Origin of the sequence: Hallella mizrahii, assembly GCF_009695775.1 — a bacterium.
In the GTDB taxonomy this organism is placed as follows: Bacteria; Bacteroidota; Bacteroidia; order Bacteroidales; family Bacteroidaceae; genus Prevotella; species Prevotella mizrahii.
Map to the genome: position 1 here is coordinate 26,490 of NZ_VUNG01000016.1, position 25,872 is coordinate 52,361.

Sequence of the window (25,872 nt, forward strand, 5' to 3'; positions counted from 1 at the left end):
ATAAGGAGCCTCTTCGATATAAAAGGAGTCCTATATATATAATAAGGTGTAGTCCCTTAGAACGTCAACCTCATCATCAACCTGATGCCATTCTTATGTGCTGTTGGCAACTCGTTGTAGTTGCAGCGGTGGACATATTCCACGTGCAAGAGCTTGAAGATGTTGTGCACACCGGCGATAAGCTCCACGTAGGGTTTATGCGGGTCCATGACGTAGCAGCCCTCGGGGAACTGCATGAGCACAGAAGAGTTGGCGTTCTGTTCCAGATAAGGATTGTTTTTGTCGGTGAGCTTACCCCAGAGAGCCTTCACACCGATATACTCGCGCCACTTGAGCTTCTTGAGCAATGGTATTCGGTTGAAGATCTTACCGTTGAGGTCCCAGCTGGCATCGAGACTGGCGTAGCGGTCGTTGAGGAACTCCATGTTGTTGATCAAGTTAAACGTCTCGTCCTCGATGATATAGCTCAGATTGGCAGCCGGCATAATCAGTAAGGGGTAGGGCACACGGTTCCACTGTGCTCCCGCCTTGACGTTGATATCGATTTTACCCCAACTGTTCATCCAGAAGCGCTTATAGATACCAGCTTCCGTGAAGTTGTATTTATAGTCGCCACCGAGCACATTTTTCAGTCCCATGGTATGTCCGAGCGTAAACACGGGTGCGTCGAGGTTGATCGGCAGACGGCGCTGCTTAGTGTTGATGTAAGTGCGTCCGGGTGCCAGTTGGAATTGCAGGCTGAGTTCCGTGGTACGTATCTTACCATTGTGGATGAGGTCACCGACGGGCGTATTTTTCGGTGCCGTGTAGCTGAACCCACTGTTCAGCGGGTTGAAGAAGAGAGCGCCGGCAGCCTCGTTTTCCTCAGTCTTCAGTCCGAATGTGGTTTTCAGTCCCCATTCCTGCTCGTATTCAAACTTCAGCTGCTGTCGGTTGTAGAACATCATCTTGTCCACCTTTGCCCATTTGAAGGCTGTGAACACATTGTCCTTGTCGGTTTGCATAAACTTATCCGAAGGCGACATGATGTCGTAGGTGGACTCAAAGGAAATCGTGCGCTTGGGAAACTCGCGCGGCAGATAGTCCTTTTTGTTCAGCGAGTAAGTCAGCATCGCGTCGTAGTAGTTCTTCTTCGAGTGGAAACCGTGGGCGTAGTAGCCTTGGAAGAACCAGTGCTTGTTGAGGTTGGCGGTAGTCTGTCCGCTGACGCGCGCACGGTATCCGTCGATGAAGTTTTTGGTGATGAGCGTGTTCACCGGTCCGAAGTCGAACTTACTCGGATGGTTTTCATCACCGGTTTCCACGAAGTTCTCGATGAACGCCTTGGCGCCGAAGATGATATACTTAAAGCCTTTGATTTGCTCGATACGATGCACAAAAGCACTCATGGAGCTCTCGCTCTTCGTGAGTTCCACTGTTCGGTATTTATTCCAGAAGGCTTCGTCGCGCATCTGCGAGTCCGCCTCCCGTTTTATCTTTGCCTTACCCTTGAAGAGTTGTTTCGCCAGCGGCTGGAAGTCATAATCGCTCAATCGTGTCGTTCGTGTGATGAGCACCTTGCTCAGGAACTTAGCCACCTTCATCTCCACGATCATATCGTCGACGCTCAGAGCCCACTCACCATTAGGGAGCTTTCGGTATTCCTGCTGTATCTGCAGGTTCTCCACAAAGTTGACGTCGCTGCGTTTAGGGATCGTGAGGTTGCATCGCTTGACGTGCAGCGACGAGTCGGCGAGGATATACAGTTCTCCGCGGAATCCAAAGTCCTGCTGGTTGTTGGGAATGAACTGCAGGTGATAGCAAAGATCGTGATCGACATATACGGTGTCCTCGATGTAAAATCGGTAGAAGGCGATCGCATCCTTGCCAATCGGCGAGGTGAACGGATATTGCAACAGGCGCACTTGGTCGTCGTAGATGTCCACGTCGGTAAAAACATCCTTCATGGCCACCGTCATGATGTCACCTGTCTGTATGAGCTGGTTGACACCGGACGAGCTTTGGCCCATGACGATGTCCTTCTCATTCTTGGGGTCTTTGCGGAAGAGGTGTTGTGTGACCGTCTCATCGACGGTGAGCGGCAGAATCAGCTTACCGTTGTAGGGGCTTGTCTCCACCTGGTCGAGCAGCCACTTATGCTTTCCGATGAATCCCGAGTCGATGTCAGCCGGTGTGATGTCGTTGATGGCCATGGTGAGCTTTTGGTATTTGGTATAGCTCAGATAATCGTGGTTCTCGAGATTGGTGCGTTTTTTGGCGGCGATGACTCGCTTCATCAGTTCTACGGCAGGGTTGTTCTTTCGGGAGTAGTGTGCACGTTTCGACTTCACGACGACTTCCGCGAGTTGACGTGTGTCGGGTTTCAGCTTCACGTTGAGCACCTCCGGTGTAGAAGCGTTGATGGTGATCGTCTTCGGCTTATAGCCCACGGCAGTAAAGGTAAGCTGCCAGCCATTGTGTCGCTCGATGGTGTATTCACCCATGGCGTTGCCGCTCACGGCGATGTGATGGCCGCGGTAGGTGGCACTGGGGTAGAGGATGGTGTCGCCTTTTTCCGCGTCGATGACTACGCCACGGATCTGGGCGTGGGTGGCGAGGGAAAAGAAGAGGAGGAGAAAAAGGGAAAGGAGAGCCTTCCCCCACACAGCCTCACCCCCTCGCCCCTCTCCGAGGGAGAGGGGAGTGAAATGTCTGCTCCACCCTTTGACGTCTCGCCAAGTGTGTATGATGTTACTATATAGTTTCATTGTATTCTTGTCTGTTAATACCTATTTTATATCCTTAATTGTTATCCTTGCAATCTTTGAGGTGTATGTTGGTCATTCAACGTTGATCACTAACCGTTCAACAACTCAACACTCAACATTGTTCATTCAACATTCAACATTGATCACTCAACATTGATCATTCATCATCGATCACTCAACATTGATGAGTTGTTGCAAGTCCGTGATGACTTTGTCGGGAATGCTTTCGTCGTATTCTTTCTTTGTCCATCCTTCCCCTTTCATCCAGATGGCATGGCAGCCGGCAGCCAATGCGGGTTCAATGTCCTTGTAGAAGCTGTCGCCCACGACGACCACCTCCTCTGGCTTCAGTCCCAGCCGCTCTACCCCTATGGAGAAGATACGTGGGTTGGGTTTGCGGATGCCCACCTCAGCCGACTCCACAATACTTTTGAAGAAAATGTCGAGGCCAAACTCCTTGAGCACCGTGGCGATGTTGCCATAGAAGTTACTTACGAGCACCATCGGATAGTGCTTGTGGAGCACGGCGAGCACTTCACGGCTGTGAGCAGTGATCGTTTTCACCTTGCCATAGACATCCTCCAGCACGGCATCGTGCTTTTTTCGGAACATCTCCTCGTCGGCATCCCATGCGCCGGAGGTACAGAGCTGTTCCATCTCCAGGCGTATCTTCACCTGCAGCGTCTTGTAGAAAGTGTAGTCGGGTTGTATGATCGGACTGTTGCCCAGCGTGCGCTCGCCGTAGACATAAGCGTCGCGAAACTGCTGTTCGGTCACTGGCACCTGCTGCCGCTGATAGGCGTGCCAGAGCATCTGTCCCCAGTGGCAACCGGCAGTGTCGAGCGTGGCACCATAGTCAAAGATATATCCTTTAATCATTGTCGTTGTTCTTAATACCTATTGTTTGAATATCATGTAGAGCTTACAGTTTTTCTGTCAGCCGCCCACAAAGCGTCTCGTGACGCTTGTGCATGTGGATATAGAGCATGTTGAGCGGGATGATCTCCACCAAGAGATAGATCCATGGCATATTGATCAGGCAACATATATATAAGGTGATGGCTCGCACGTTAAACGTCAGTGCGTTGGTCATCGGCATGAGCGGTCGGCTGCCGTTGAGGAACTCTGTCTTCAGAGCGTCACGCTTCTGAGGATCGAGGGTAGGCATCGTCTCTTTCCATTTTTTGAAGAACTGCTGGAACTTCGGGGTACGCTGTTCCTGGCTTTTGCAGTAGTTGGCGTAGGTGCGGTAGAACATGCGTGCGAAGAGCTTGTTTTTCGGTGTGCTCTCGTAGACAGCGCGCTGCTGAGCATAGTTGTCGAGTTCCGAGCCATCTTTGCCTTTGAGGAAGAAGAGGTGGATCTGGCGGTAGTAGTCAGCCAACGAGCTTTGCGGCGAGTGGCTCATGAATCCAGCGATGATTGCCATCGCCCATATCCAGATGCCCCAGTGCAGATGTGTGCCGGGGATATACTGCCCCATCATGCGGAAGGCAAGGGCGAAATAGATGAAGACAAACCATACGTCGCCTGACGCACCGTCGAGCACACGGCCCACGAGTGTCTTTTTCCCTGTCAGTCGCGCCATCTGTCCGTCGGTGGAGTCACAGAAGTTGGCCAGCATCAGCAACGCCACGCCAAGGATGTTGTGCGGCAGGTCGGTATAGTAGAACATACAACCGGCGGCAGCACCGAGGAAGATGCTCAGGATGGTGATGGCGTTGGGATGCACGCCGAGTTTATTCCAGAAGAGCGCAAAAACCAGTCCGATGGGGCGTGTGAAATGCACGTCGAGCCATTCTTCTGTATCGTTGGATTTAAAAGATGCTTGTAAGAGTTCCTTAAATGTAGACATGTATCGTGATTTTCTTTATGATTCTTAATGATGTGAATATCTTGGGCTGCTTATTGCCGGCCTTGCGCGATGATCTCCTCGGCGATAGTCTTTGCCGCCTCCTCACGGCAGCGTGAGAAGCTCGGCCAGTCGTTGAAGTCGATGAAGAAGTACCTTCCCTGCTCGTCGATGATTGCGTCGCCGCCGTAGGCCGTCACTCCCGTGAGCTCAGCCAGGCGGAAGGCATCCTCTCGCAGAGCATCCTCGTCAAAGGGATAGTGCTGTGCCGTGCCGTTGCGCCGTTCATCACCGAACTTGCTGAAGCCGCCGTCGGTGGAATAGTAGTAGTGGAAGAGGCGGCGGCCGACACCGTAGAACTTCACCAAATCGCCCTCGACATGCGCGCTGGTGACGTATTCATTGATGCCGCGTGCTTTGAAGGCGGCAATAGCCTTCAGGAGAGCTTCCCCGTCAGGGCAGAACACCACGTCGCTTTTGCTTTGCGCGGCAGCGTCGCCCCGCTTGAGCCATGTGCCGTGCTCGCCTTGCCTGTCGGGCATGGGTATGTGGTGGCATCGCATGAGCTTGTCAAGCAAAGCGCGTTGGCAGTGGTTCACGCCCGCCACGCTGTTGACGCACAGTGCGCCCTCCGCCGTTCTTCGCCCTAAAGCCTGCAGGGCTGCCGCGGAGCGCGCCATGGTCACATAGACCCTTGCCGCCGTCGGTGACTTGGCAAAGTCGTCTTCGTCGATGACGGGAATGGGGTCCGTGAGCGACAGCTTGCGGCGCAAAGCCTCGCAGACAGCGTGGAGGATGGCGTCGTCGCGGTCGACCGAGTTGGGCGAGAAGCGTGGTGCCCGCCTCACAGCGATGATGATCTCTTGCTCACTCATTTTTGCCGGCGATGAAGTCTTCAGCCTTCTTGATGTCCGTGGCGTGGTCGATGTCGAGAACCTTAGAGAAGGCAAACGCCTTCAGCTGCCGTCCGTCGCGGATGAGTCCCCGTTGGAAGTTGCGCATGCGGCTTTCGCCGAGATCCATGCAGCGATGGAGCGTGTCGATGGCATTGGGTGCCAGGCCATAGATGCCGCCGCTGATGTAGGTGCAGTGCTGGCTGTTGTCGTCGTAAAATCCTGTGACGTGCATCTCTCCATCCGTGCCGACATAGAGCGGCTTCTCGTCGTCGATGTAGTCAGTGACGCCCATCAGCCCGTCGCCGCCCTGGCGGAGGTAAGCCTGAAACTGGTGGATGTATTCGCCGAACTCTTCTTCTCGGAAGATCGTGTCCACCGTCGTCAGCACGAAAGGCTGCCCGACGAGCATCGGGCTCAGCTCAAAGAAGGAATGCATGCTGCTCGGTGTGCTTTTCACCTTCAGCCGCAGAGGAATGGTATGTCCTTCCAATCCATTCTTGATGATTTCGCGCAGATGTTGCTGCACATCGGTCATCTGCCCGTTACAGATCACGCAGATCTCTTCTGCGTCGTGCTCCATGAAGATGCGTATCAGACGGTCGATGAGACGTTCGCCGTGGACGCGTACCAAAGGCTTGGGATCCTTGATGCCCTCAGCAGCGAGCCGTGAACCTTCACCGGCTGCTATAATTGCATATCTCATAACAAATACTATTCTTTTACTCTACTCTATGTTCAGCGTCATTCTCCCCTTGGCAAGAAATCCGTGCAACGTACGAAAATGGCACTTACTATCTAATTTATCTACAAAGGTATAGAGTTCTTGGGAGACATAGAAAACTTTTTAGCTTTATTTTGGTTTTCAGTGAGTTTTTGATTATATTTGCAGCAAAATAGACGATACCACGCTTATGAACAGACTCCTTTTGTCCGTGCTTCTTCTCTTGGCAGTCTGCTGCCAGCTGCCTGCCGCGCCGAGGCTTTCCTCACGCTCTTCCGGTGTGGCGGACAGCAGTGCTGCCGACACGCTTCCCCGTGTCGTGCCCCATCAGCGGCCCCGCGTGGCGGTGGTACTCTCCGGTGGTGGCGCGAAAGGCATGGCGCACATTGGCGTGCTGAAAGTGCTGGAGCGGGCGGGCATACCCGTCGACATCGTCACGGGTACGTCGATGGGCAGCATTGTCGGCGGTCTCTACTCCGTGGGACTCTCGGCGACACAACTCGACTCGCTGGTGCGCCGCCAGGACTGGCCTTTCCTCTTGAGCGACCGTGCCGTCTATTCTTCCGAGGACCTGGAGGGGCGGCGTGTGCAGTCGACTTATTTTTTCTCCAAGACGTTGCGGTTGCATAAGCGCCATCTGACCGGTGCGACAGGAGTCATCGAGGGCAAGAACCTGATGCGCCTCTTCCGGCATCTCACGGTCGGCTACACCGACTCGATGAGCTTCGACAGCTTGCCGCGTCGCTTTGCCTGCGTGGCGACCAACATCGTCGACAATACGGAGTACGACTTCCATAGCGGCGTGCTGGCCGAGGCGATGCGCACGAGCATGTCCATCCCCGGCGTGTTCACCCCCGTGAGAAAGGGCGACCGTGTGCTGGTCGACGGTGGACTGCGCAACAACTATCCCGCCGACCTGGCACGCGCGATGGGTGCCGCGTATGTCATCGGTGCCACCGTGCAGGGACCGCCCAAGACAGCCGACGACCTGGCCAACGGCTCCTCTGTGCTGGGACAGATCGTCGACGTGAACTGCAAGAACAAATACGACGACAACCTCAAGCTGACCGACATTGCCATCCGTGTGGACACACGAGGCTACAATGCCGCTTCGTTCACCCCCGCTGCCATCGATACGCTCATCCGGCGCGGCGAGGAGGAGGCCATGCGCCACTGGGACGAGCTCATCGCCTTGAAGTGCCGCTTGGGATTGGGCGACGACGCGGCTGTACCGACGCTCAGTCCTCATGCCGGAGCACTGAAGCCCTTGGATTTCTCCGCGCCGGAAGCCCAGCCGTCCGACCCGTCCGACGAACTGCAGGGAAGCCTTGGCGTGCGCTTCGACACTGAGGAGAAGGTGGCCATGCAGATGGCCGGTACATGGATCTCAGGCCGGAAGCCGTTCCGTGTGGCTGCTGTCGTCAGGCTCGGACGCAACTATAAAGGGTCGCTCTACGGCGGTTGGAGCCTGCCGCGCGGCACGGAGCTCGGCGTGGGCTACACCTATGCCTACCACGATCTTGACTTCTACCAAGGCGGTGACAAGAGCTTCAATGCTACCTTCGCCCATCATCAGGCCCGCCTGAGCATGATGAACATCAACGTGCGCAACATGGCTATGGACGTGGCTCTGCGCTTTGACGGCTATGACTATCACTCCGTGCTTTTCGCCGCTTCCTCTGACAACAACGAGAAACCATCCGATGATCATTTCTTCAGCTACCATGCCGCGCTCCACTACAATAGTGAGAATGCGGGACTCTTCCCCGTGCGCGGTGCCCGCTTCGTGGCGGAGTATGCCTATTTCACCGATAACTTCACGGGCTACCACGGCCACAAGGGATTCAGCGAGGTCAGTGCTAACTGGCGTATCTCGTTGCCACTCTCGCATAGACTCACCCTTCAGCCTCTGTTCTATGGCCGTCTGCTCTTCGGCAAGGAGATTCCGCTCGTCCGCCGCACCTTTTTGGGCGGTCCCTGGTTTGCGCATTATCTCGAGACGCAACAGCCCTTTGCCGGTACCCATCACATCGAGATGACCGATCTCCACTACGTTGCCGCTCAGCTGCAACTGCAATATCAGTTGACCACCAACAATTTCATCCTTCTCCAAGGTGCATGGTCGCAACACAACGACCGCCTTGCCGACATCCTGCGCCAAAAGGGCGATTGGGGCGTGCAAGCCGCTTACTACTATCGCACCATGTTCGGTCCGCTTGGTGCCAGTGTGGGATGGGCCAGCGAACAGCGCGACCTAAGGCTGATGGTCAACTTGGGATTTGAGTTCTAAAGGTGGTTCGCAATGGACAAGATGGTCTCTTGACATATCGTTAGTATAGTGTGCGTGTTAGAATTGTCTTATAAACTGACAATTTTCCGCCCACGAGAATCGATTTTTTTCGACGAAGACCTATTGGGCTCTGATTTTCGTGAAAATGAGCCATTTTTTATAAGTGTCAGATAATCAAAGCGTTACAATATTACCTCTTTCCCGATGCTATCAAATCACTGATTTCTCGCAAAATTCTCTAGAGAATTTTCGGTCATCTCGGTTGTTTTATCTGATCATCTCGGTTGTTTTATCCGATCATCTCACTGAGATGTGCACAAGAAAACACTGAGATGACCGTAAGAAAGCACTGTTTTCTCACTCAGACTCGGTAAGGCGGAGTCAGAAAAAGCCAAAAGAGTAGCATTCCTTTTCTATTTCATGAGTTGTGACGAACATGCTTTTGTCATGGAAAATCAAGCCCGAATGCCTGAAAAAGTAATTCTGCACGGACCGCGCAAAGCAAGAAATATTGAATGATTGTATAGGGGAAAAGAGATCAAAAAGGTTGGATTGATGAAACAGATGGTTTTTCTGTTAAAAATAATAATAAAATCGCTTGCTTTTCTTTGTATTTTTAATTATTATTACTACTTTTGCACAAGAAAGTAAGCATAGTATAAAAGAGATAAGATAACGGAGAGAATAGTAATGGAAATCATATTGGCTGACCCGCAGGGCATCACCCGCATGGGACTAATGTATCTGCTCCACGAGATGGGACAGGATGATCCTCGCTATGTAGAGGACAAAGCCGGACTGATCGAGAGGCTGAAAGAAGATCCGGCAGAGGTGGTCGTGCTCGACTACAACCTCTTTGACTTCAACGATGCCAACGAGATGTTTATTCTCAGCCAACGTTTCCCCAAGACGCTCTGGCTGCTGTTCAGCGAGGAACTCAGCGGAGAATTCATGAAGATGGTGATGCTCAACGGGCAGCAGTTCAGCATCATCATGAAGGACTCGCCGCTGTCTGAGATCCGCGAGGCGCTTCGCTTTTTGATGCACGGCAAGCGGTTCATCTGTCAGCATGCCATGGAGCTGCTCATCGAGGAGCAGTCCGCTGACAGTCATCCCGAGACGGTCAACCTCACCAAGACCGAGCAGGAGATCCTCAAAGACATTGCCCTTGGCATGACCACCAAGGAGATTGCTGCCAAGCGCTTCTCCAGTTTCCACACCGTCAACACCCATCGCAAGAATATCTTCCGCAAGCTCGGCGTGAACAACGTCCATGAGGCCACCAAGTATGCCCTTCGCGCCGGCCTCGTCGATGCGGCGGAGTACTACATATAGAATTTGATTAGTTTTGTTTCGCTGAATACAGATTTCCTTTAAAAAGTTTGGATAAGAATATTATTTTTTTACTACCTTTGTCACATTGAGTAAAGATACTGCCAAAGAAGAAAAGATATAAAGTAATAGAAGTTATTCGTCTTTTGGAAAGTGATGGTTGGATCCAATGCTATTGTAAGGGTGACCATCGACAATTCAAGCACCCCCAAAAGAAAGGGAAGGTGACGGTCAGAGGCAAAAATAGTGAAGTATTAAGCCAGTTCTTGTTGAATAGCATTTGGAAACAGGCTGGATTTAAATAGAAATTAGGAAAGGAGTGTATACTATGGTAAAGGTTGATGTTTATGTAGATTGGTGCAACAAGAATTTTGCTGCATCATTTGGCGATATGATTCCAGGCGGTGTAGTATTTACGGCTCGTACGTGGAGCGAGGTTCAGAAAGAAGCGAAGGATACTCTTGATTTCCATGTAGCAGGCATGTTAAATGACGGTGACGAAGTACCAGCTTGGTTGCGCGAGGGTGATTATGAGTTCGTCTATCATCCAGTAAGTACCGCAGCTTTGCTTCGATGCAGTGAGGACTATACTACCATGGCAGCCATTTCACGGGCTTCAGGCGTTAACCAACGTCAGCTTAGCCACTATGCCAATGGTCTGAAAAAACCACGGGCACAGCAGCGTAAGCGTATCGTTGCCGGACTTCATAAGATAGGGCAGCAACTAATGTCTGTTGAATAGTAATTGCATCTATAAATGAGTACTCAATATTTAAAGAGTACTCAATATTTCTTTTTGCCATATTCGCTCGGCGTGCAGCCAAACTGCTTCTTGAAGGAAGTGGAGAAGTGCGAGAGCGTGTTGAAGCCTGTCATGAAGGCTATCTCCGATATGGTGTGCTCACCGGCCTTGATCAGTTCCGCAGCTTTATTGAGCTTATAGGTTTTGAAGAATGTGCTGGGACTCTCGCCTGTGAGTCCTTTCACCTTGTAGTAGAGTTTGGTGCGCGAGACATGCATCATTTCTGTAGCCTTGTTCACGTCGAGCTCTGCATTGGCCATTTCCTTTTCCATCATCTGGTAAAGTTCGTCCATGAAGTGCTTGTCTTGTGCCGAGAGCACATCCTCCACGTCTTTGTCAGTTTCCGTCGTGGAGGTGAGAATCGTGCGTACCCGTTCGCGATTGGTGAGCAGCGACTTGATCATTGCCATCAACACTTTGGGCGCAAAGGGCTTGGTGACGTAGGCGTCAGCGCCACTGTTGAGGCCTTCCACTTTGTTTTCGTCCGTTATCTTTGCTGTAACCAGTATCACGGGGATGTGGCTGGTCTGTAAGTCGTCTTTGATCATGTGGCAGAGTTCATAACCACTCATGCCCGGCATGACCACGTCGCTGAGGATAAGCTGGGGTCTCTCTTCGTGTGCTGCCTTCAATGCACTTTCAGCGTCGAAGCAATAAATCATTTTATATTCGGGAGCAAGCAGCGTGCGCAGATAGTGTACCACCTCGGTATCGTCATCCACGACGAGGATCTTTGGCCGTTTGTCCTCACCGTCTTGCTCGTCAGTGACATCGTCCACGTCGCTTGCCGGTGTCTTTGCGGGAATGTCGGCGAAAGCCGGTTCCAAAGATCTTTTTTCCTCCTCGGTGTAAGCGCCTTCGTCGGTCGGCAACACCAGAGTGAAGAGAGCGCCTGTGCAGTCCGTGCGATTGCCGGCCGACAGCGTGCCATGATGTAGCCGGGCCAGTTCCCGGGCATAGTAGAGTCCGATGCCTGACCCCCAGTTGATGGTGCCTTTCGACTGGTTGTCGAGTTGATAATAGCGCTTGAAGATATTCTCCAATTCGCTTTGTGGTATGCCTTTGCCGGTGTCAGCAATGCTGAGTGAAATGCGGCGCCCATTGTCCAGCGTGTCGAAGATGACATCGATGGCACCGCCACTTGGCGTAAACTTCATGGCGTTGGACATGAGGTTGTTGAAGATCTTCTCCAGTTTGTCGGCATCGAGCCACATCGTCAGGCTGCCTTCCAGTCCTTGCGTACGGATCGTGATGCCCTTTTCTTCAGCATTCATGGCGAAGAGGGCAAGGTATCGGTGCAGTTCTGCGATGATATCTTTTTGTTCCACATGCAGTCGTAGCGTGTCGTTCTCGAGTTTGTTGAAGTCGAGCATTTGGTTGACCAGACGTAGCATGCGGTTGACGCTTCTGGCCACGATGTCGAGCAGCCGATGCTCTTGTGGTCGGATATCGCTGCTGTTGCGCAGTTGATCCACGGGTCCGGCGATCATGGTGAGTGGTGTCCGGAACTCGTGTGAGACATTTGCGAAGAAACTCATGTTCATCTTGTTGATGCGCTGCTCCTGCTCTCGCTCTTCTTCCGCTTTGAGAGCGAGTCGCTTCTCTTCCTCGATGCGCTTTCTTGCTTTTCGGACATACCAGAAGATGGCGGCAGCTGCTAAAAGATAGAAGCACCATGCCCACCATGTATTCCAAGGTTCCGGAGCTATGCTTACCTTAATGGCGTTTTCGGCCAACGGCCGGTCAGAGTCGTTGCCTACGATTTTTACGCGGAAGATGTAGTTGCCTGATGGCAGATTGGAGTAGTGAGCCTCGTTGTTGCTGTCGGCGTCTGTCCATATGTTGTCGTGTCCTTCCAGACGGTAGTAATAGTGTATGCGTTTGAAGTCGCTGTAGTCGATGGCGGCAAAAGATATGGAGAAGCTGTTTTGGCGATAGCTAAGGTTGATCTCTTTCGCTGTCTCCATGCTCTCGCTGATAGGCTGTCCTTTGCCGGGAATGACGATATTGTTGTGCACTTTCAGGTTTTCAAACATCAGCCGTGGCGAGCCTGTGGCTACTATCTTCATTGGGTTGAAGACCGTCAGTCCATGCGTGCCACCGAAGACGAGCGTGCCGTCGGCCATACGACAGGAGGCTCTGTCGTTGAATTGGAAGCCTCCGATGCCGTCAGCCTCGTGATAGATGGTGATGCTGTAGTTGCGTGGATCCACCTTGTTGAGTCCGTCCATGGTGCTCACCCAGATGTTGCCTCTCTGATCCTCCTCAATACTCGACACGTCAGCGCATGACAATCCTTGGATTGCAGTCATGCGGTGGGTGCGGGCGTCGTAACGCAGCAGTCCGTTGGTCACCGTGCCGAGCCAGATGTTTCCTTTGCTGTCTTGGAAGCTCTTCGTCGGGATGTAGACGCTGCGTCGTATGCAGGCTTGGATATCTTCCTGCCTGATTGTGAAGCGTCGCAACTCCTGGCTTTGTCTGTCGATGAGCATGGGTGATTGGGCAAAGGCAGAAAGGAGAATGTCGCCATTGCGGAGCGTGAGCAGCCCGGGGATGAAGGTGAAAGTCTTCGGGAATACTTGTTTCAATGTATAATGGTCGTTCTCGGGATTGATGGCACAAACATAATATCCTGCCGTCGAAACCCATATCGTGCCACGGTGGTCTTCAGTGATTTCCATGGGCATGTAGACTGGATAGGTTTTGAGCACACGGAGGCGGTTTCCGTCGTACTGGCATTTACTGATTCCGCTCATGGTCAGTAGCCACAGTCTCTGTTTGTGATCGACAAACACTTTGTAGATATCGTATTTGTCGCTGTTGGTCGGCGAGTAGCCCGTCTGCAGGTTGGTCAGTTGTCGCGTCTGCGTGTCGTAGACGCAGAGTCCTTTTTGCTTGCTTGCTATCCAGAGGCGATGCTGGTTGTCAGCAGCTACTGATTTCACGTCTTGTCGGTTGAGAGCCCGAATGAGATGGGTGTCGGCATTGAACATGTCCTTATATCTATACACCACCTTGAATCCTTGGCCTTCAGAACCCAACCAAAGGTTGCCGTGAGAGTCGGTATAGATCTGCGTGACATTGAAGTCCGGAGCCTCGAATGGAAACTCTTCTTCCGATTGGTTGACGATTTTCTGCTGTCGATGATCATAGAACCAGAGCCCGTGTCGGTAGGTGTTGAGCAGCAAGTCGCCTTTGCCGTAAGGAAGGATCAGCGACACAACATCATTGCTGATAGCCGGATGCTCAAGCACCGGCGGCAAGGGCATGAAGCGGCGCAGCGTAGTGTCGAAGAGTCGCAGGCCTTCAGGACCGCTGATCCATAGCTGATGCCCATTGAGCAGAAAACTGCCGCTGCTGTTGTCGATGGCAATGGTGGCGACGGGGCGGAATGTGCTGAGAGCGTATGCCGTGAGCGTCTTGGCCTTACGAATCCATAGCAGGTTGTGGTTATCGAGGTGACAGGTGACGTTGAAAGGGCTGTCATGGTCGATATTGCGCAGTCTGACATCAACGCTGTTGTCTTTGTCGTTGTATTCATAGACTTGGTCCATGGTGACAAAGAACATGCGGTGATCTCGGCTTTCCAACATGTAGAGCACATTTTTGTTTTTGACATTCATTTTGACCCGTGTGAATCCGTCATTGCCATTGTATCGGCATGGTCCGTTGACGGTGGCCACCCACAGCTGTCCGCGCGAGTCACGGTAGCAACATTTCACGTTGTTGTCGGGCAGTCCGATGCTGTCGTCGATGCAATAATATTGGTGAAAGGTGTTGCCATCATATTTGTTGAGTCCACGGAAAGTGCTGATCCACATCTGCCCGAAGCGGTCCTCCATGAATCCGTTGATCTGCTCGTTGGAGATATGGTTGGAAAGCAATAAGGGCTGCTCCTTATGGTTTTCACTGACATTGTCTGGGTTGTGGGAACACGCGAGCAAGGCCAGTGACAGTATCAGCGATAGCAAGACATGTGTTGTTTTCATATTTTTAGATTGTGTTCTATAGACAAAGATACGTTTTTTTCCTGTGAATACCAATGGATTGACAGCATTTTTGAACACAAATGTAACGGTTTGAACAAATAAGCAAATGACGCGATGGAAAATCAAGTGGGATGAGCTGACAGGGGACCTATTTTAAACCATTGAGAAATACTTTAGTACATTAGAGGAAGTATTTTCACGATGATTTTCATAACTTTGTGCATAAAACATTTTATTCACTTTCTAAACCCCAAATTAATGACAGCCAAAAAACTATTTACCTTGGCCGTAGCAGCTATCAACGTGCTCTGTGTCATGTCACAGCCACGGCTTCGTGCCGACAATGTCGACGAAGTGTTGCAGGCCATGACACTGGATGAGAAATGCCATTTGCTGCTCGGCTGCGGAATGCATTTCAATGATGACGCGAAGTTCCCGGGAACGGCGGGCAGTAGCTATGCCGTCCCCAGACTGGGTATCCCCTCGATCTACTGTGCCGACGGCCAGCAAGGATTGCGTATGAGCGCCACGCGCCCATGGGATCACCGTGACTATTTGACTACTGATTTCCCGGCTTCCATGACCGTGGCCTCCACGTGGGATTGTGAGGCTGCCTACGCTGTGGGTAAAGCTATCGGCAACGAGGTGAAGGAGTATGGACTGGACTGGATACTTGCTCCTTCCATGAATCTGATGCGCTCGCCGCTGTGTGGCCGCAACCATGAGTATTATTCCGAGGATCCACTGCTCTCCGGAATGATTGCCGCGGGATATGTACAAGGTGTGCAGAGCGAGGGCGTGGCTGCCACACCTAAGCATTTTGTAGCCAACAACCAGGAGACCAACCGCAACAATAACGATGCCCGTGTCTCTCAGCGTGCTTTGCGCGAGCTCTATCTTCGGGCTTTCGAGGTGGTGGTGAAGAAAGGACAGCCCTGGACGATCATGACATCCTACAATAAGCTTAATGGTACCTATACCCTTGAGAACAGCGAGCTGCTGAATACGGTGGTGCGTAAGGAGTGGGGATGGAAGGGCATGTTTGTCTCTGACTGGAATGCTGGTCAGAATCCGGTGCTCTCCATGAAGGCAGGCAATGATATGCTTCAGCCCGGACAGGACCGGCAATACAAGGCTATTTACGAGGCTGTGGAGAGTGGACGGCTGCCGATGGCGGTGCTTGATGCCAACGTGCGTCGCGTGCTCCGGCTTATTGTGAAGACACACAGCTTTGCACAATATCCCTATCAGAGCCAGCCCGACTTGCAGCAGCATGCTGATGTGGTGCGACGCGTGGCCGCCGACGGCATGGTACTGTTGAAAAACAACCATGAGACTTTGCCGCTCTCTCAAGGCAGGATAGCCCTCTTTGGCAATACCAGCTACGAGCTGATCTCCGGAGGCTCAGGCTTTGGAGGCATGTCTACCGGCCACTATACCGTATCACTGGTCGAAGGTTTGCGCGCTGCAGGGTTCACGGTCAATGAACAATTGCTCAAGACCTATAGCCAGTATCTGCGTCAGGCCAATGCCCAACTCTTCCCCCATGGCAAGCCCGCCTTTACCCTTGCACCGCCGGCGCGCCCCGAAGAGATGAAGCTCAGCGACTCGTTGCTCACTCAGTCGGCTCGGGATGCCGATGTCGCAGTGTTCACTATCGGACGTAAGAGCGGCGAAGCTACCGACCGGCCTAAAACCGACTTCTATCTCACTGCGGCAGAAAAGGAGAGTCTGCATCTGCTGTCACAGAGCTTCCACAAAGCTGGCAAGAAGGTGGTGGTACTGCTTGACATCTGTAGTCCTGTGGATGTGACGTCTTGGCAGGACGATGCCGATGCCATCCTTTGCACCTGGCAAGGCGGTCAGGAGATGGGCTTTGCCGTGGCAGATGTCCTTTCGGGCAAGGTCAACCCGTCGGGCAAACTGTCCATGACTTTTGAACGTAGCTATGGAGATGCTTATGCCGACCGAAACTTCCCCTCAGAGGTTGACGACAAGACACTCGGCAGCATGTTTATGTGGGGAAACAATGATCAGCAGGCTCAGCCGCGTGAGCTACAGAAGGATATCGACTTCACCAACTATGATGAAGACATCTATGTGGGCTATCGCTATTTCGACTCTTTCGGCAAGCCGGTGGCCTATCCTTTTGGCTATGGACTCAGCTACACGACCTTTGACTACAGCGACATGAAGGTGAAAAAAGAGGGAGGAAACTACAGTGTGGCTGTGACCGTAGAGAACACGGGCAAGCGCCCCGGACGCAATGTGGTGGAGCTCTTCGTTGCTGCTCCTGACAGCCGAAGACTCAACAAACCTGAGAAAGAATTACGTGCCTTCGCCAAGACACGGCTGCTTGCTCCCGGAGAGAGACAGACGGTGGAAATGACCGTCACGGCAGCTGATCTTGCCTCTTTCAATGAGAAAAAGAGTGCGTGGGTGACAGATGCTGGGGTATATCGTTTTCTCGTTTGCTCTTCCGCAGAGAAGGTAGAGGCCCAGGCAAATGTACGTGTAGATAAATATGTGGCTAAGGTTCACAATGTGTTGAAACCAAAGGTAAGACTGGATCTGCTGCACCGATAGCAGCTGGATATGAACCTAAAAAGAGAGCCGACGCAACTGAAAAACAGTTGTGCCGGCTCTGTTCATTATGTTTGGGATAGCTATTTGAACATATAAATAAACTTTGGGACTGGCAAATTTCACTTTTGAACAAACGTGTAAATCTTTAAAACCTATTTGAAAAAGACATATTCCTCTTTTCGCTAATTTTGCGACAGTTTTTAAACCCTATAACTAAAATCTTATGAGAATCAACTTACAGAAAAAACGCATCTTGGCAATGGCCATCTTGCTGGCATCCTGTGGGCTTCCGTCGTTGGCACAGGAACTGTTGCGTGTCAATGGTGTAGTGGTCGACAAAGATGCTAACCCCATGATTGGCGTCACGGTTCGTCCGGAAGGAACCTCTACCGGTACGGTCACTGATCTTGATGGTCACTTCTCCATTCAAGTCAAGCGTGGTGCCAAACTCTCCTTTTCTTATTTAGGCTATCGCAGTGCTGTCGCCACAGCAACGTCGAATATGAAGGTGCTGATGCAGGAAGACAGTAAGGTACTCGATGATGTAGTTGTCGTCGGCTATGGCGTGCAGCGCAAAAGCTCTGTCACCGGAGCCATCTCGCAAGTCAAGGCTGAGGATATGGAGCACCGCACGATCACCGATGCCAATCAGGCCTTGCAAGGCAAGACTTCCGGTGTGCAGGTCATCACCACTTCTGCAGCGCCGGGCAGCACGCCCACAGTGCGCATCCGTGGCTACTCTTCTAATGTCAGTTCAAGTCCGCTCTACGTCGTTGATGGCGTGCGCACGACCAATATCAGTGGTATTGATCCTAACGACATTGCCTCCATGGAGATCCTCAAAGATGCCGCCTCGGCAGCTATCTACGGTGCTGAGGCTGGAAATGGTGTCGTGCTGATCACAACGAAGAAAGGTACTACGGGCAGCGGTAAGATCTCCTACGACTTTCAGTACGCATCGCAGTCGGTCAACCATGTGCCAAAGGTGCTCAATGCTGAGGAATATATCAACTATATGAGTGAGGCCGGTGCCTTCACCAAAGACTACATGCTCAAGAACTGGGACGGCGTGACCGACACGGACTGGGCCAAGGAAGCTTTTGAGAACGGCGAGATGATGAAGCACAATCTGGCATTCCAAGGCGGAAACAAAGACGGCAACTACTATCTCTCACTGTCCTATCTCAATAACGACGGTATTGTCAAGGGCGACCGTGACAGCTATACCCGACTGACGGCGACGATCAATGCGGAATACAGAATCAAGAAGTGGCTTAAGGTGGGCACGACCAACCAAATCGAGAAATACAATACCCGCGCTGTTTCTGAGGGTAGCGAGTATGGTTCTGTGCTGACAGCAGTGATGACCATGGATCCGCTGACCCCTGTCTATTACAGTCCCGACAACTTACCTGATTTCCTTGCGCAGGCACAAGCCAACGGACGTACACTGCTGCGCGACAAGAACGGTGACTATTATGGTGTGTCACGCTTCTCCAATGGTGAGCAATACAATCCGCTGATCATGAGCCAGAACAATGCCAACAAGGCTTCGGGCTACAATGTCAATGGATCGATCTATGCCGACTTCACTCCGCTCAATGGTCTGACGCTCACCTCGCGCTTTGGCTACCGTCTTGCTGGCACGCGCAATCGCACGGTCTCACTGCCTTTCTACGGAAATGCCACGCAAAACCGCGATTTTGTGGACATGGGCAGCACGTCCTCGACCAGTATCTATTACCAATGGGAGAACTTCGCCAACTATATGAGGACGTTCGGAGGACACACCCTTACGGCGATGCTGGGTATGAGCTATCAGGAGTCTTCATATGACTACGTGAGTGGTACGCTTAATGCCAATGGAGAACATTCTGTGTCGAAAAACGATCCGCTCTTCTACTATCTCCACTACAAAACAGCATCGGCTACGCAGGTCGTCGACGGTGAGACGACACGTGGTTCCAAACTTTCATATTTCGGACGTGTGGGCTATAATTATCGCAATCGTTACTATGCTCAGTTCTCCTTGCGTGCCGATGCCGCTGACCTGAGCAAATTGCCAAAGAACAAACGATGGGGTTACTTCCCCGCAGTTTCCTTGGGATGGACTATGTCGGAAGAGAACTTCTTCCAGCCGTTGCGCAAGGTCATTGACAGTGCCAAGCTGCGTGCCAGCTGGGGACAGAACGGCTCACTTTCCGCTCTTGGCAACTATAGCTATGGCACTGACATGGCACAAGGCGGTATCTATGCTTTTGCGCCGGGATTGGTCTACACCAAGGCTGTGGCTCCCTCTACAATGGGCAATGACGATCTGAAGTGGGAAACCTCTGAACAGTTTGACTTGGGTCTTGACCTCTACGCGTTTAACTCCCGACTGAATTTCAGCGTTGACTATTTCAATAAGAATACTAAGGACCTCCTGATCTGGAACACTACGCCTTCTCTGGAGATCGGCGGCGCTACCTCACCGATCAATGCAGGTAAAGTGCGCAACCGAGGATTTGAATTTGAACTGGGATGGAGAGACCATATACATGATTTCCAATATAGCGTGCGTGGCAACCTCTCTACGCTGAGCAACAAGGTGACCTACATCGATCCGTCAATCACCCGACTCACCGGCGCGAAGTTCCATACCTATGACATCACCTTCTTTGAGCAGGGCTATCCTGTCTACTACTTCCGTGGCTATAAGTTCAAAGGTGTTGACCCCCAGACCGGTGATCCACAATTCTATGATCTCGACGGCGACAATCAGATCACGGAGAATGACCTGACCAATATCGGTGACGGCATTCCATCGATTACCTATGGCATCACGCTCACCGCTGCCTACAAGGGTTTTGACTTCACGCTCTTTGGTACAGGTGCACAGGGTAATGACGTGTTCTGCTGTATCAACCGTCCCGACATGCTCGCTTGGAACAAGATGAAGGATTATCTCTATGACGACCGCTGGACTCCCGATCATACCAATGCCTCTGTGCCGCGGGCCGGAGCCAACAACATGGACAAGTATTCCGTTTCAGATGCCATGGTCAAAGATGGCTCTTATTTTAAGATCAAGCAAATACAGCTCGGCTACACCCTGCCAAAGACTTTGCTGAATAAGACTTTCATCAGTAACTTGAGGATCTACGCTTCTCTTGATGACTTCTTCACCTTCACCTCTTATAAAGGCTTTGACCCGGAGGCTTCGACCAGTGCTACTTCCGGCATGGGTGTGGACAAAGGTGCATATCCCACATCGAAGAAGGTCGTTGTCGGTGCTACCATCGAGTTCTAACCCTACGTGAATATGCATGAATAAACCTTCTAACTAAAAAGAACACAACAATGAAAAAGAATATATTCTATAGCCTGATGCTCCTGCTCGTGGCCTTTGTGAGTGGATGCTCTGATCGTCTCGATATTCCCAAGAACGGCAACATGGGCGGTATAGACGATTTCTATCAGACCGACCAGGAAGTCGACGAGGCCTTGGCCACGCTCTATGTGAGCCTGAAGTCCAACTACTATAACTGGTGGTTTGTCAAGAACTCTCTCTCCGATGATGCTTGGGTTGGTGGAGGGTCACGTGGTGACAATGGTGAGATGGAAAAGCTCAACGAGTATCGTTTCGGTGCCGATGAAAGTATGATCCAAGCTTTGTATAGCGGGCTCTATACCAACATCTATAATGCCAACCTCATCATTGACAAGACGGATCCTAATACCAACGAAAAGAAACGTTGCGTGGCTGAGGCTAAGTTCTGGAGAGCTTTCTGCCATTTCGAGCTCGTCACACTGTGGGGCACGGCACCCGTTGTCGATCATCTGCTGCTGCCCAACGAATACCGCCCGGGCAACAGCACACCGGAACAGTTGTGGGCATGTGTGGAAAAGGATCTGAGTGAGGCCATCAGCAGTGATGCGCTACCGTCGAAGACTGACGCGAATGACCAGGCAACCACCATTCGTGTCACGAAGGAAGTCGCTGAGGCAATGCTGGGTAAGGCTTATCTCTTCCAAAAGAAATATGCTGAGGCCGCTGATATGCTCAACAGGGTGGTGAACAGTGGAAAGTATCAACTCTATCAGGGTGACTATGGCAAGATCGTGCATGCGGCTACCAACAACTGCTGTGAGTCGATGCTTGAGATTCAGATGCGCAATGACCCTAGCCAGCAATGGTCGCAACTGACCATGCAGTTCCTGATGATTGGCTGGCGTACCGATCATCTTATTCTTACCGGTAAGGCCGCCTCTGAGATTGCTACTGGTACCTACGGCTTTATGAATCCTCGCAAAGAGGTCTATGATGCCTTTGTCGCTGACGAGGGTAAGGACGGATACCGACTCAACAACACCATCCGTACCTATCAGCAGATGCAGGATTATGGCGTGACATTGCAGGCCGGTGCTTCTTATTATGGCAATGAGGGCTATTTCAACTGGAAGAACCGAGCACTCAAAGAGGACTGCATCACTGATGCTTCCTACTTCCAGGCTTTGCAATACATCGACTTGCGCATCATGCGCTATGCCGAGGTGCTCTTGCTGGCTGCTGAGGCTAATCTGCAGAATGGAAATGCAGAGGAGGCTCTCAAAGACATCAATCTGATTCGCTCACGTGCTCGTCTCACTCCGCTGACTACTGTCACACTCGACAACATCAAAACGGAGAAGCGGCTGGAGCTTTGGCTTGAATGCACACGCTATCAAGACCTTGTCAGATGGGGCGATGCAATGAAGGTATTGGGCAAACAAGGTGAGCAGATTCCTTCCTTGACGGCTAAGGGAGTCAGCTGGGACTTTAAGAACACAGACTATGGCTTCAAGGAGAAAAACATGCTTCTGCCAATTCCTTTAAAGGAGAAAGAACTGAATCCAAATATCAAGCAAAACGTCAATTGGTAAAATTTATAACATATAATCATCAAGAAATATTCCTAAACTATGAATCTTAAACGTATTTCAACTTTGGCTCTTGGTGCTCTCATGGCAATGGGCCTTTATGCACAGCAAAATCTCTCTTGGGCTCAGATGCCAGTGGTGTCGCCCGAAGTCAATGCCGACAACAGTGTCACCTTCCGCGTGTTAGCGCCTCAGGCTCAGAAAGTACAGATTACCGGCGATATGCTTCCTACCCGTAAGATCGACACGCCGATGGGTAAGTACGATGCACCGGGTGTGGCAGATCTCGTGAAGGACGACAAGGGCGTGTGGTCGTTCAAGACGGGTAAACTCCCCTCGGAACTCTATACATATAATGTGGTGGTCGATGGCGTACGTACACTTGACCCAAGCAATGTGTATTGTGTACGCGACGTGACCAACCTCTTCAGTATGCTGCTCATCGGCGGCGGGCAGGGAGACTGGTACCGTGTGAAGGAAGTGCCTCATGGTACCGTGTCAAAGATCTGGTACAACAGTCCTACTGCAGGCCTGAAACGTCGCCTCACGGTGTATACGCCTGCCGGCTATGAGACCAGCAAGGAAAAGTATCCTGTGCTCTATCTGCTTCATGGCATTGGTGGTGATGAGAATGCTTGGTCGGAACTGGGAAGGGCGGCTCAGATCCTTGATAATTTGATCGCCGCCGGTAAGGCAAAACCAATGATCGTGGTGATGACCAATGGCAACATATCGCAAGAAGCCGCACCGGGTGAAACTCCTAATGGCTTCACCGTGCCAACACTGATGCTTCCTAAGACTATGGACGGTAACTTTGAGTTGGCTTTCCCTGATGTGATCAAGTTTGTAGAAAGCAACTATCGTGTCAAGGCCGACAAAAACGACCGTGCCATAGCCGGTCTGTCCATGGGTGGTTTCCATTCGCTGTATATCTCTGCCAACAATCCTGATACTTTTGGCTATGTCGGTCTTTTCTCTGCCGCAATCAACAAGCAGCAGACAAGTGGTGTGGAAAGCGAACGCGTTTATGATGATCTTTACGGGAAACTCGCCAAACTGTTTGCTGCTAAACCTAAGCTGTACTGGATCGGCATCGGCAAGACCGATTTCCTCTATAAGGACAATGCAGACTTTCGTGCGAAGCTCACCGCAAAAGGGTATCCTTTCACCTATATGGAAACCGAGGGCGGACACATCTGGCGCAATTGGCGCATCTATCTCACCGAGTTTGCTCAGAAACTGTTTAAATAGGAGGGAAAGGTTCCTTCATGAATAATTACGGTTCTATGAAAATCAAAGCGTTGTTATTTTCTGCGCTCACGGCGTTCGCCTCACTGCCGGCGGCCGCACAGCCTGCGCCTCAATTGCGTGCCGATAATATAGATGCTGTCATTGCTGCTATGACTTTGGAAGAGAAAGCTAATCTTGTAGTCGGTGATGGTATGGGGGGCTTTTCTGCACGACCTGTAATAGGCTCTTCTTCAAGTATCGTGCCTGGAGCGGCCGGTACGACAAAGGCTATTCCACGTCTTGGTATCCCTTCTGTGGTGCTCAGCGACGGCCCTGCGGGATTGCGCATCAATGTCGACAGACCGTTTGATCACAATAAATACTATGCTACTCATTTCCCTATTGGCACGTCCTTGGCCAGCTCTTGGAATACGGCACTCGTCGAAGATGTCACTAAAGCTATGGGACAAGAAGTGAGAGAGTATGGTGTGGAGGTGTTGTTAGCTCCTGCTCTTTGTCTGCAACGCAATCCGCTGTGCGGCCGCAACTTTGAGTATTACTCCGAGGACCCGGTGCTCTCGGGCAATATAGCTGCTGCCTATGTCAATGGCATTCAGAGTCAGGGCGTCGGCACGTCTGTGAAGCACTTTGCTTTCAACAATCAAGAGACAATGCGTATGGGCAACGATGCCCGTGTCAGTCAGCGTGCGGCTCGTGAGCTCTATCTTAAGAACTTCCAGATATGCATTGAGAAGTCCCATCCTTGGACTATCATGTCGAGCTATAACCGTGTCAATGGTGTCATGACCTCTGAAAGTCACGATTTGCTGACAACCATCCTGCGTGATGAGTGGGGATACAAAGGCCTTGTGATGACAGATTGGTTTGGTGGTACCGATCCCGTGTGGCGCGGTGGGCATACCGATCGTGGTGCTAACATCTGGGCTGGCAACGACCTTATTGAACCGGGGATGGACAAGGATGTGAAGGAGATTGTGGATGCGGTGAAGAGTGGTAAACTCGATGTGAAGTATCTCAATCAGTGTGTGCGTAATGTGCTCGACCTGGTGGTGCGTACCAAGCGCTTTGCCGGTTATCACTATAGCAATCATCCTGATCTTGAAGCTCATGCCCAAGTAACCCGTCAGGCTGCTGCGGAAGGAACTGTTCTGTTGAAGAACAATGGCACATTGCCGTTGACATCCGTGCGCAATGTTGCGCTTTATGGCAATGCCAGCTACAGTCTGATAGCAGGCGGTACAGGTTCTGGCAATGTCAATCGGGCTTATACAATTTCTCTTGTTGAGGGCTTGCGTAATGCTGGTTGTCATGTCGATGAAACCCTGACCAACCGCTATGCTGCCTATTTGGAAGAGTGGACACGCAAGCACGGTAAGCTCAACGCCAACGTACTTGAGGTTCCAAAACTTCCTGATGAGTTGGAGGCTGAGGTCACCAGTGAGGAGGTGAGCAACAACGATGTGGCAATCATCACCTTGAGTCGTATTTCGGGAGAAGGACAAGACCGCACGGCAGAGAACTATAACCTCAGTACTCAGGAAAGGGAGCTGCTGCATCGCGTCTGCGCGGCTTATCACCAGGCTGGAAAGAAAGTGGTGGTGGTGCTCAATGTGGGCGGCGTCATGGAGACTGCCTCTTGGAAGGATCTGCCTGATGCCATTCTGTTACCATGGCAGTGTGGGCAGGAGATCGGCAACTCCATCGCTGACCTGCTCATGGGTAAGTCTACACCATCTGGTAAACTGCCAATGACATGGCCGGTGAGTATCAATGATGATCCTTCAACAAAGAATTTCCCGTCTGATGTGAAGGATGAGTCTCTTGATCTGTCGAGTATGTTTAAGGATGCCTCAAAGATGGCACAAGTGAAAAACGTCGGTTACACCAACTATGAAGAAGGTATCTACGTGGGCTATCGCTATTACGATACGTTCAAGAAAGAGGTGTCCTATCCTTTCGGCTTTGGCTTAAGCTATACGACTTTCTCGTTTGGCAAACCGTATGTAAAGGATCAGGGAAAGAGCATCAGCCTGTCTGTGACGATTACCAATACGGGTAAGCGCCCGGGTAAGGAAGTGGCGCAAGTCTATGTGACAGCACCAAAGGGTAAGGAAGACAAGCCCGCACAGGAACTCAAGGCTTTTGCAAAGACACGCACCTTGCAGCCCGGCGAGAGCCAGACGCTGGTGATGAATATCGACAAAATTGATTTGGCCAGCTTCTATGAGAGCAAGAGTGCTTGGGTCGTTGATCCGGGTGTTTACACTTTCCGAGTGGGTTCGTCAAGTCGTGATATAAAGGGAAATGCCACGTTGGCCGTTAAGAAACAAATAAAGAAGGTCCACAACGTACTTAAACCGCAAGTGAAGCTTACTTCATTGAAACTTGGGCAATAAGAAAAGGCTTATCCTTGCATTGAACTGAAAGCAAAATCGTTTGGGCTTGCTTATGTCTCCCCAGGGGAACATTAATAGTGAGAATTTAATTCCTTATGCCAAGTTGTT

15 protein-coding genes are annotated in these 25,872 nt (G+C 51.4%); 9 read left to right on the forward strand and 6 right to left on the reverse strand.

Annotated features, from left to right (window positions below; translation table 11 throughout):
- Positions 1 to 56: 56 nt before the first annotated feature.
- The 5 genes from FYJ73_RS07555 to FYJ73_RS07575 form a co-directional block, all read right to left on the reverse strand.
- Positions 57 to 2,747 carry a DUF5686 family protein gene (locus FYJ73_RS07555; protein WP_154534112.1) on the reverse strand — a complete coding sequence of 897 codons (2,691 nt, stop codon included), beginning with the start codon at positions 2,745 to 2,747 and terminating at the stop codon, positions 57 to 59.
- A gap of 171 nt (positions 2,748 to 2,918) precedes the next feature.
- Positions 2,919 to 3,626: an HAD family hydrolase gene (locus tag FYJ73_RS07560; protein WP_154534113.1), complete on the reverse strand. Its 708-nt coding sequence runs from the start codon at positions 3,624 to 3,626 to the stop codon at positions 2,919 to 2,921.
- Positions 3,627 to 3,669: 43 nt separating this feature from the next.
- Entirely contained in the window at positions 3,670 to 4,602 is a 933-nt protein-coding gene (locus tag FYJ73_RS07565) for a CDP-alcohol phosphatidyltransferase family protein (protein ID WP_154534114.1), read from the reverse strand.
- Positions 4,603 to 4,652: 50 nt separating this feature from the next.
- Complete coding sequence (locus tag FYJ73_RS07570) at positions 4,653 to 5,474, reverse strand: hypothetical protein (protein WP_154534115.1); 822 nt, start codon at positions 5,472 to 5,474, stop codon at positions 4,653 to 4,655.
- Complete coding sequence (locus FYJ73_RS07575; protein WP_154534116.1) at positions 5,467 to 6,198, reverse strand: nucleotidyltransferase family protein; 732 nt, start codon at positions 6,196 to 6,198, stop codon at positions 5,467 to 5,469. The genes FYJ73_RS07570 and FYJ73_RS07575 overlap by 8 nt, the downstream gene beginning before the upstream one ends.
- Positions 6,199 to 6,406: 208 nt before the next feature.
- Here FYJ73_RS07575 and FYJ73_RS07580 point away from each other — a divergent pair, with 208 nt between their 5' ends.
- From FYJ73_RS07580 to FYJ73_RS15900, 4 genes are all read left to right on the forward strand, one after another.
- Positions 6,407 to 8,506 (forward strand): patatin-like phospholipase family protein, encoded by a 2,100-nt coding sequence (locus tag FYJ73_RS07580; protein WP_154534117.1) that lies wholly within the window; start codon positions 6,407 to 6,409, stop codon positions 8,504 to 8,506.
- A gap of 690 nt (positions 8,507 to 9,196) precedes the next feature.
- On the forward strand, positions 9,197 to 9,841 hold the full coding sequence (locus FYJ73_RS07585; RefSeq protein WP_154534118.1) for a response regulator transcription factor: 645 nt from the start codon (positions 9,197 to 9,199) through the stop codon (positions 9,839 to 9,841).
- A gap of 134 nt (positions 9,842 to 9,975) precedes the next feature.
- Positions 9,976 to 10,143, forward strand: a complete 168-nt coding sequence (locus FYJ73_RS07590) for a type II toxin-antitoxin system HicA family toxin (protein ID WP_336509587.1) — start codon at positions 9,976 to 9,978, stop codon at positions 10,141 to 10,143.
- Positions 10,144 to 10,319: 176 nt separating this feature from the next.
- Entirely contained in the window at positions 10,320 to 10,580 is a 261-nt protein-coding gene (locus tag FYJ73_RS15900) for a hypothetical protein (RefSeq protein ID WP_235899281.1), read from the forward strand.
- A gap of 41 nt (positions 10,581 to 10,621) precedes the next feature.
- On the opposite strand, the gene FYJ73_RS07600 is transcribed toward FYJ73_RS15900, so the two are convergent.
- A complete protein-coding gene (locus FYJ73_RS07600) occupies positions 10,622 to 14,629 on the reverse strand; it encodes a hybrid sensor histidine kinase/response regulator transcription factor (protein WP_154534120.1) in 4,008 nt (1,335 codons plus the stop codon).
- A 258-nt stretch (positions 14,630 to 14,887) separates the two neighbouring features.
- Between FYJ73_RS07600 and FYJ73_RS07605 the strand changes: the two genes are divergently transcribed.
- The 5 genes from FYJ73_RS07605 to FYJ73_RS07625 all read left to right on the forward strand — a co-directional run bounded on the left by FYJ73_RS07605 (position 14,888) and on the right by FYJ73_RS07625 (position 25,764).
- On the forward strand, positions 14,888 to 17,215 hold the full coding sequence (locus FYJ73_RS07605) for a beta-glucosidase (protein WP_154534121.1): 2,328 nt from the start codon (positions 14,888 to 14,890) through the stop codon (positions 17,213 to 17,215).
- A gap of 223 nt (positions 17,216 to 17,438) precedes the next feature.
- Positions 17,439 to 20,507 (forward strand): SusC/RagA family TonB-linked outer membrane protein, encoded by a 3,069-nt coding sequence (locus FYJ73_RS07610; RefSeq protein WP_154534122.1) that lies wholly within the window; start codon positions 17,439 to 17,441, stop codon positions 20,505 to 20,507.
- Between the two features lie 50 nt (positions 20,508 to 20,557).
- Entirely contained in the window at positions 20,558 to 22,120 is a 1,563-nt protein-coding gene (locus FYJ73_RS07615) for a RagB/SusD family nutrient uptake outer membrane protein (RefSeq protein WP_154534123.1), read from the forward strand.
- Positions 22,121 to 22,159: 39 nt separating this feature from the next.
- Positions 22,160 to 23,368 carry an esterase gene (locus FYJ73_RS07620; RefSeq protein WP_154534124.1) on the forward strand — a complete coding sequence of 403 codons (1,209 nt, stop codon included), beginning with the start codon at positions 22,160 to 22,162 and terminating at the stop codon, positions 23,366 to 23,368.
- 35 nt (positions 23,369 to 23,403) lie between these two features.
- Positions 23,404 to 25,764: a beta-glucosidase gene (locus tag FYJ73_RS07625; protein ID WP_154534125.1), complete on the forward strand. Its 2,361-nt coding sequence runs from the start codon at positions 23,404 to 23,406 to the stop codon at positions 25,762 to 25,764.
- Positions 25,765 to 25,872 lie beyond the last annotated feature (108 nt).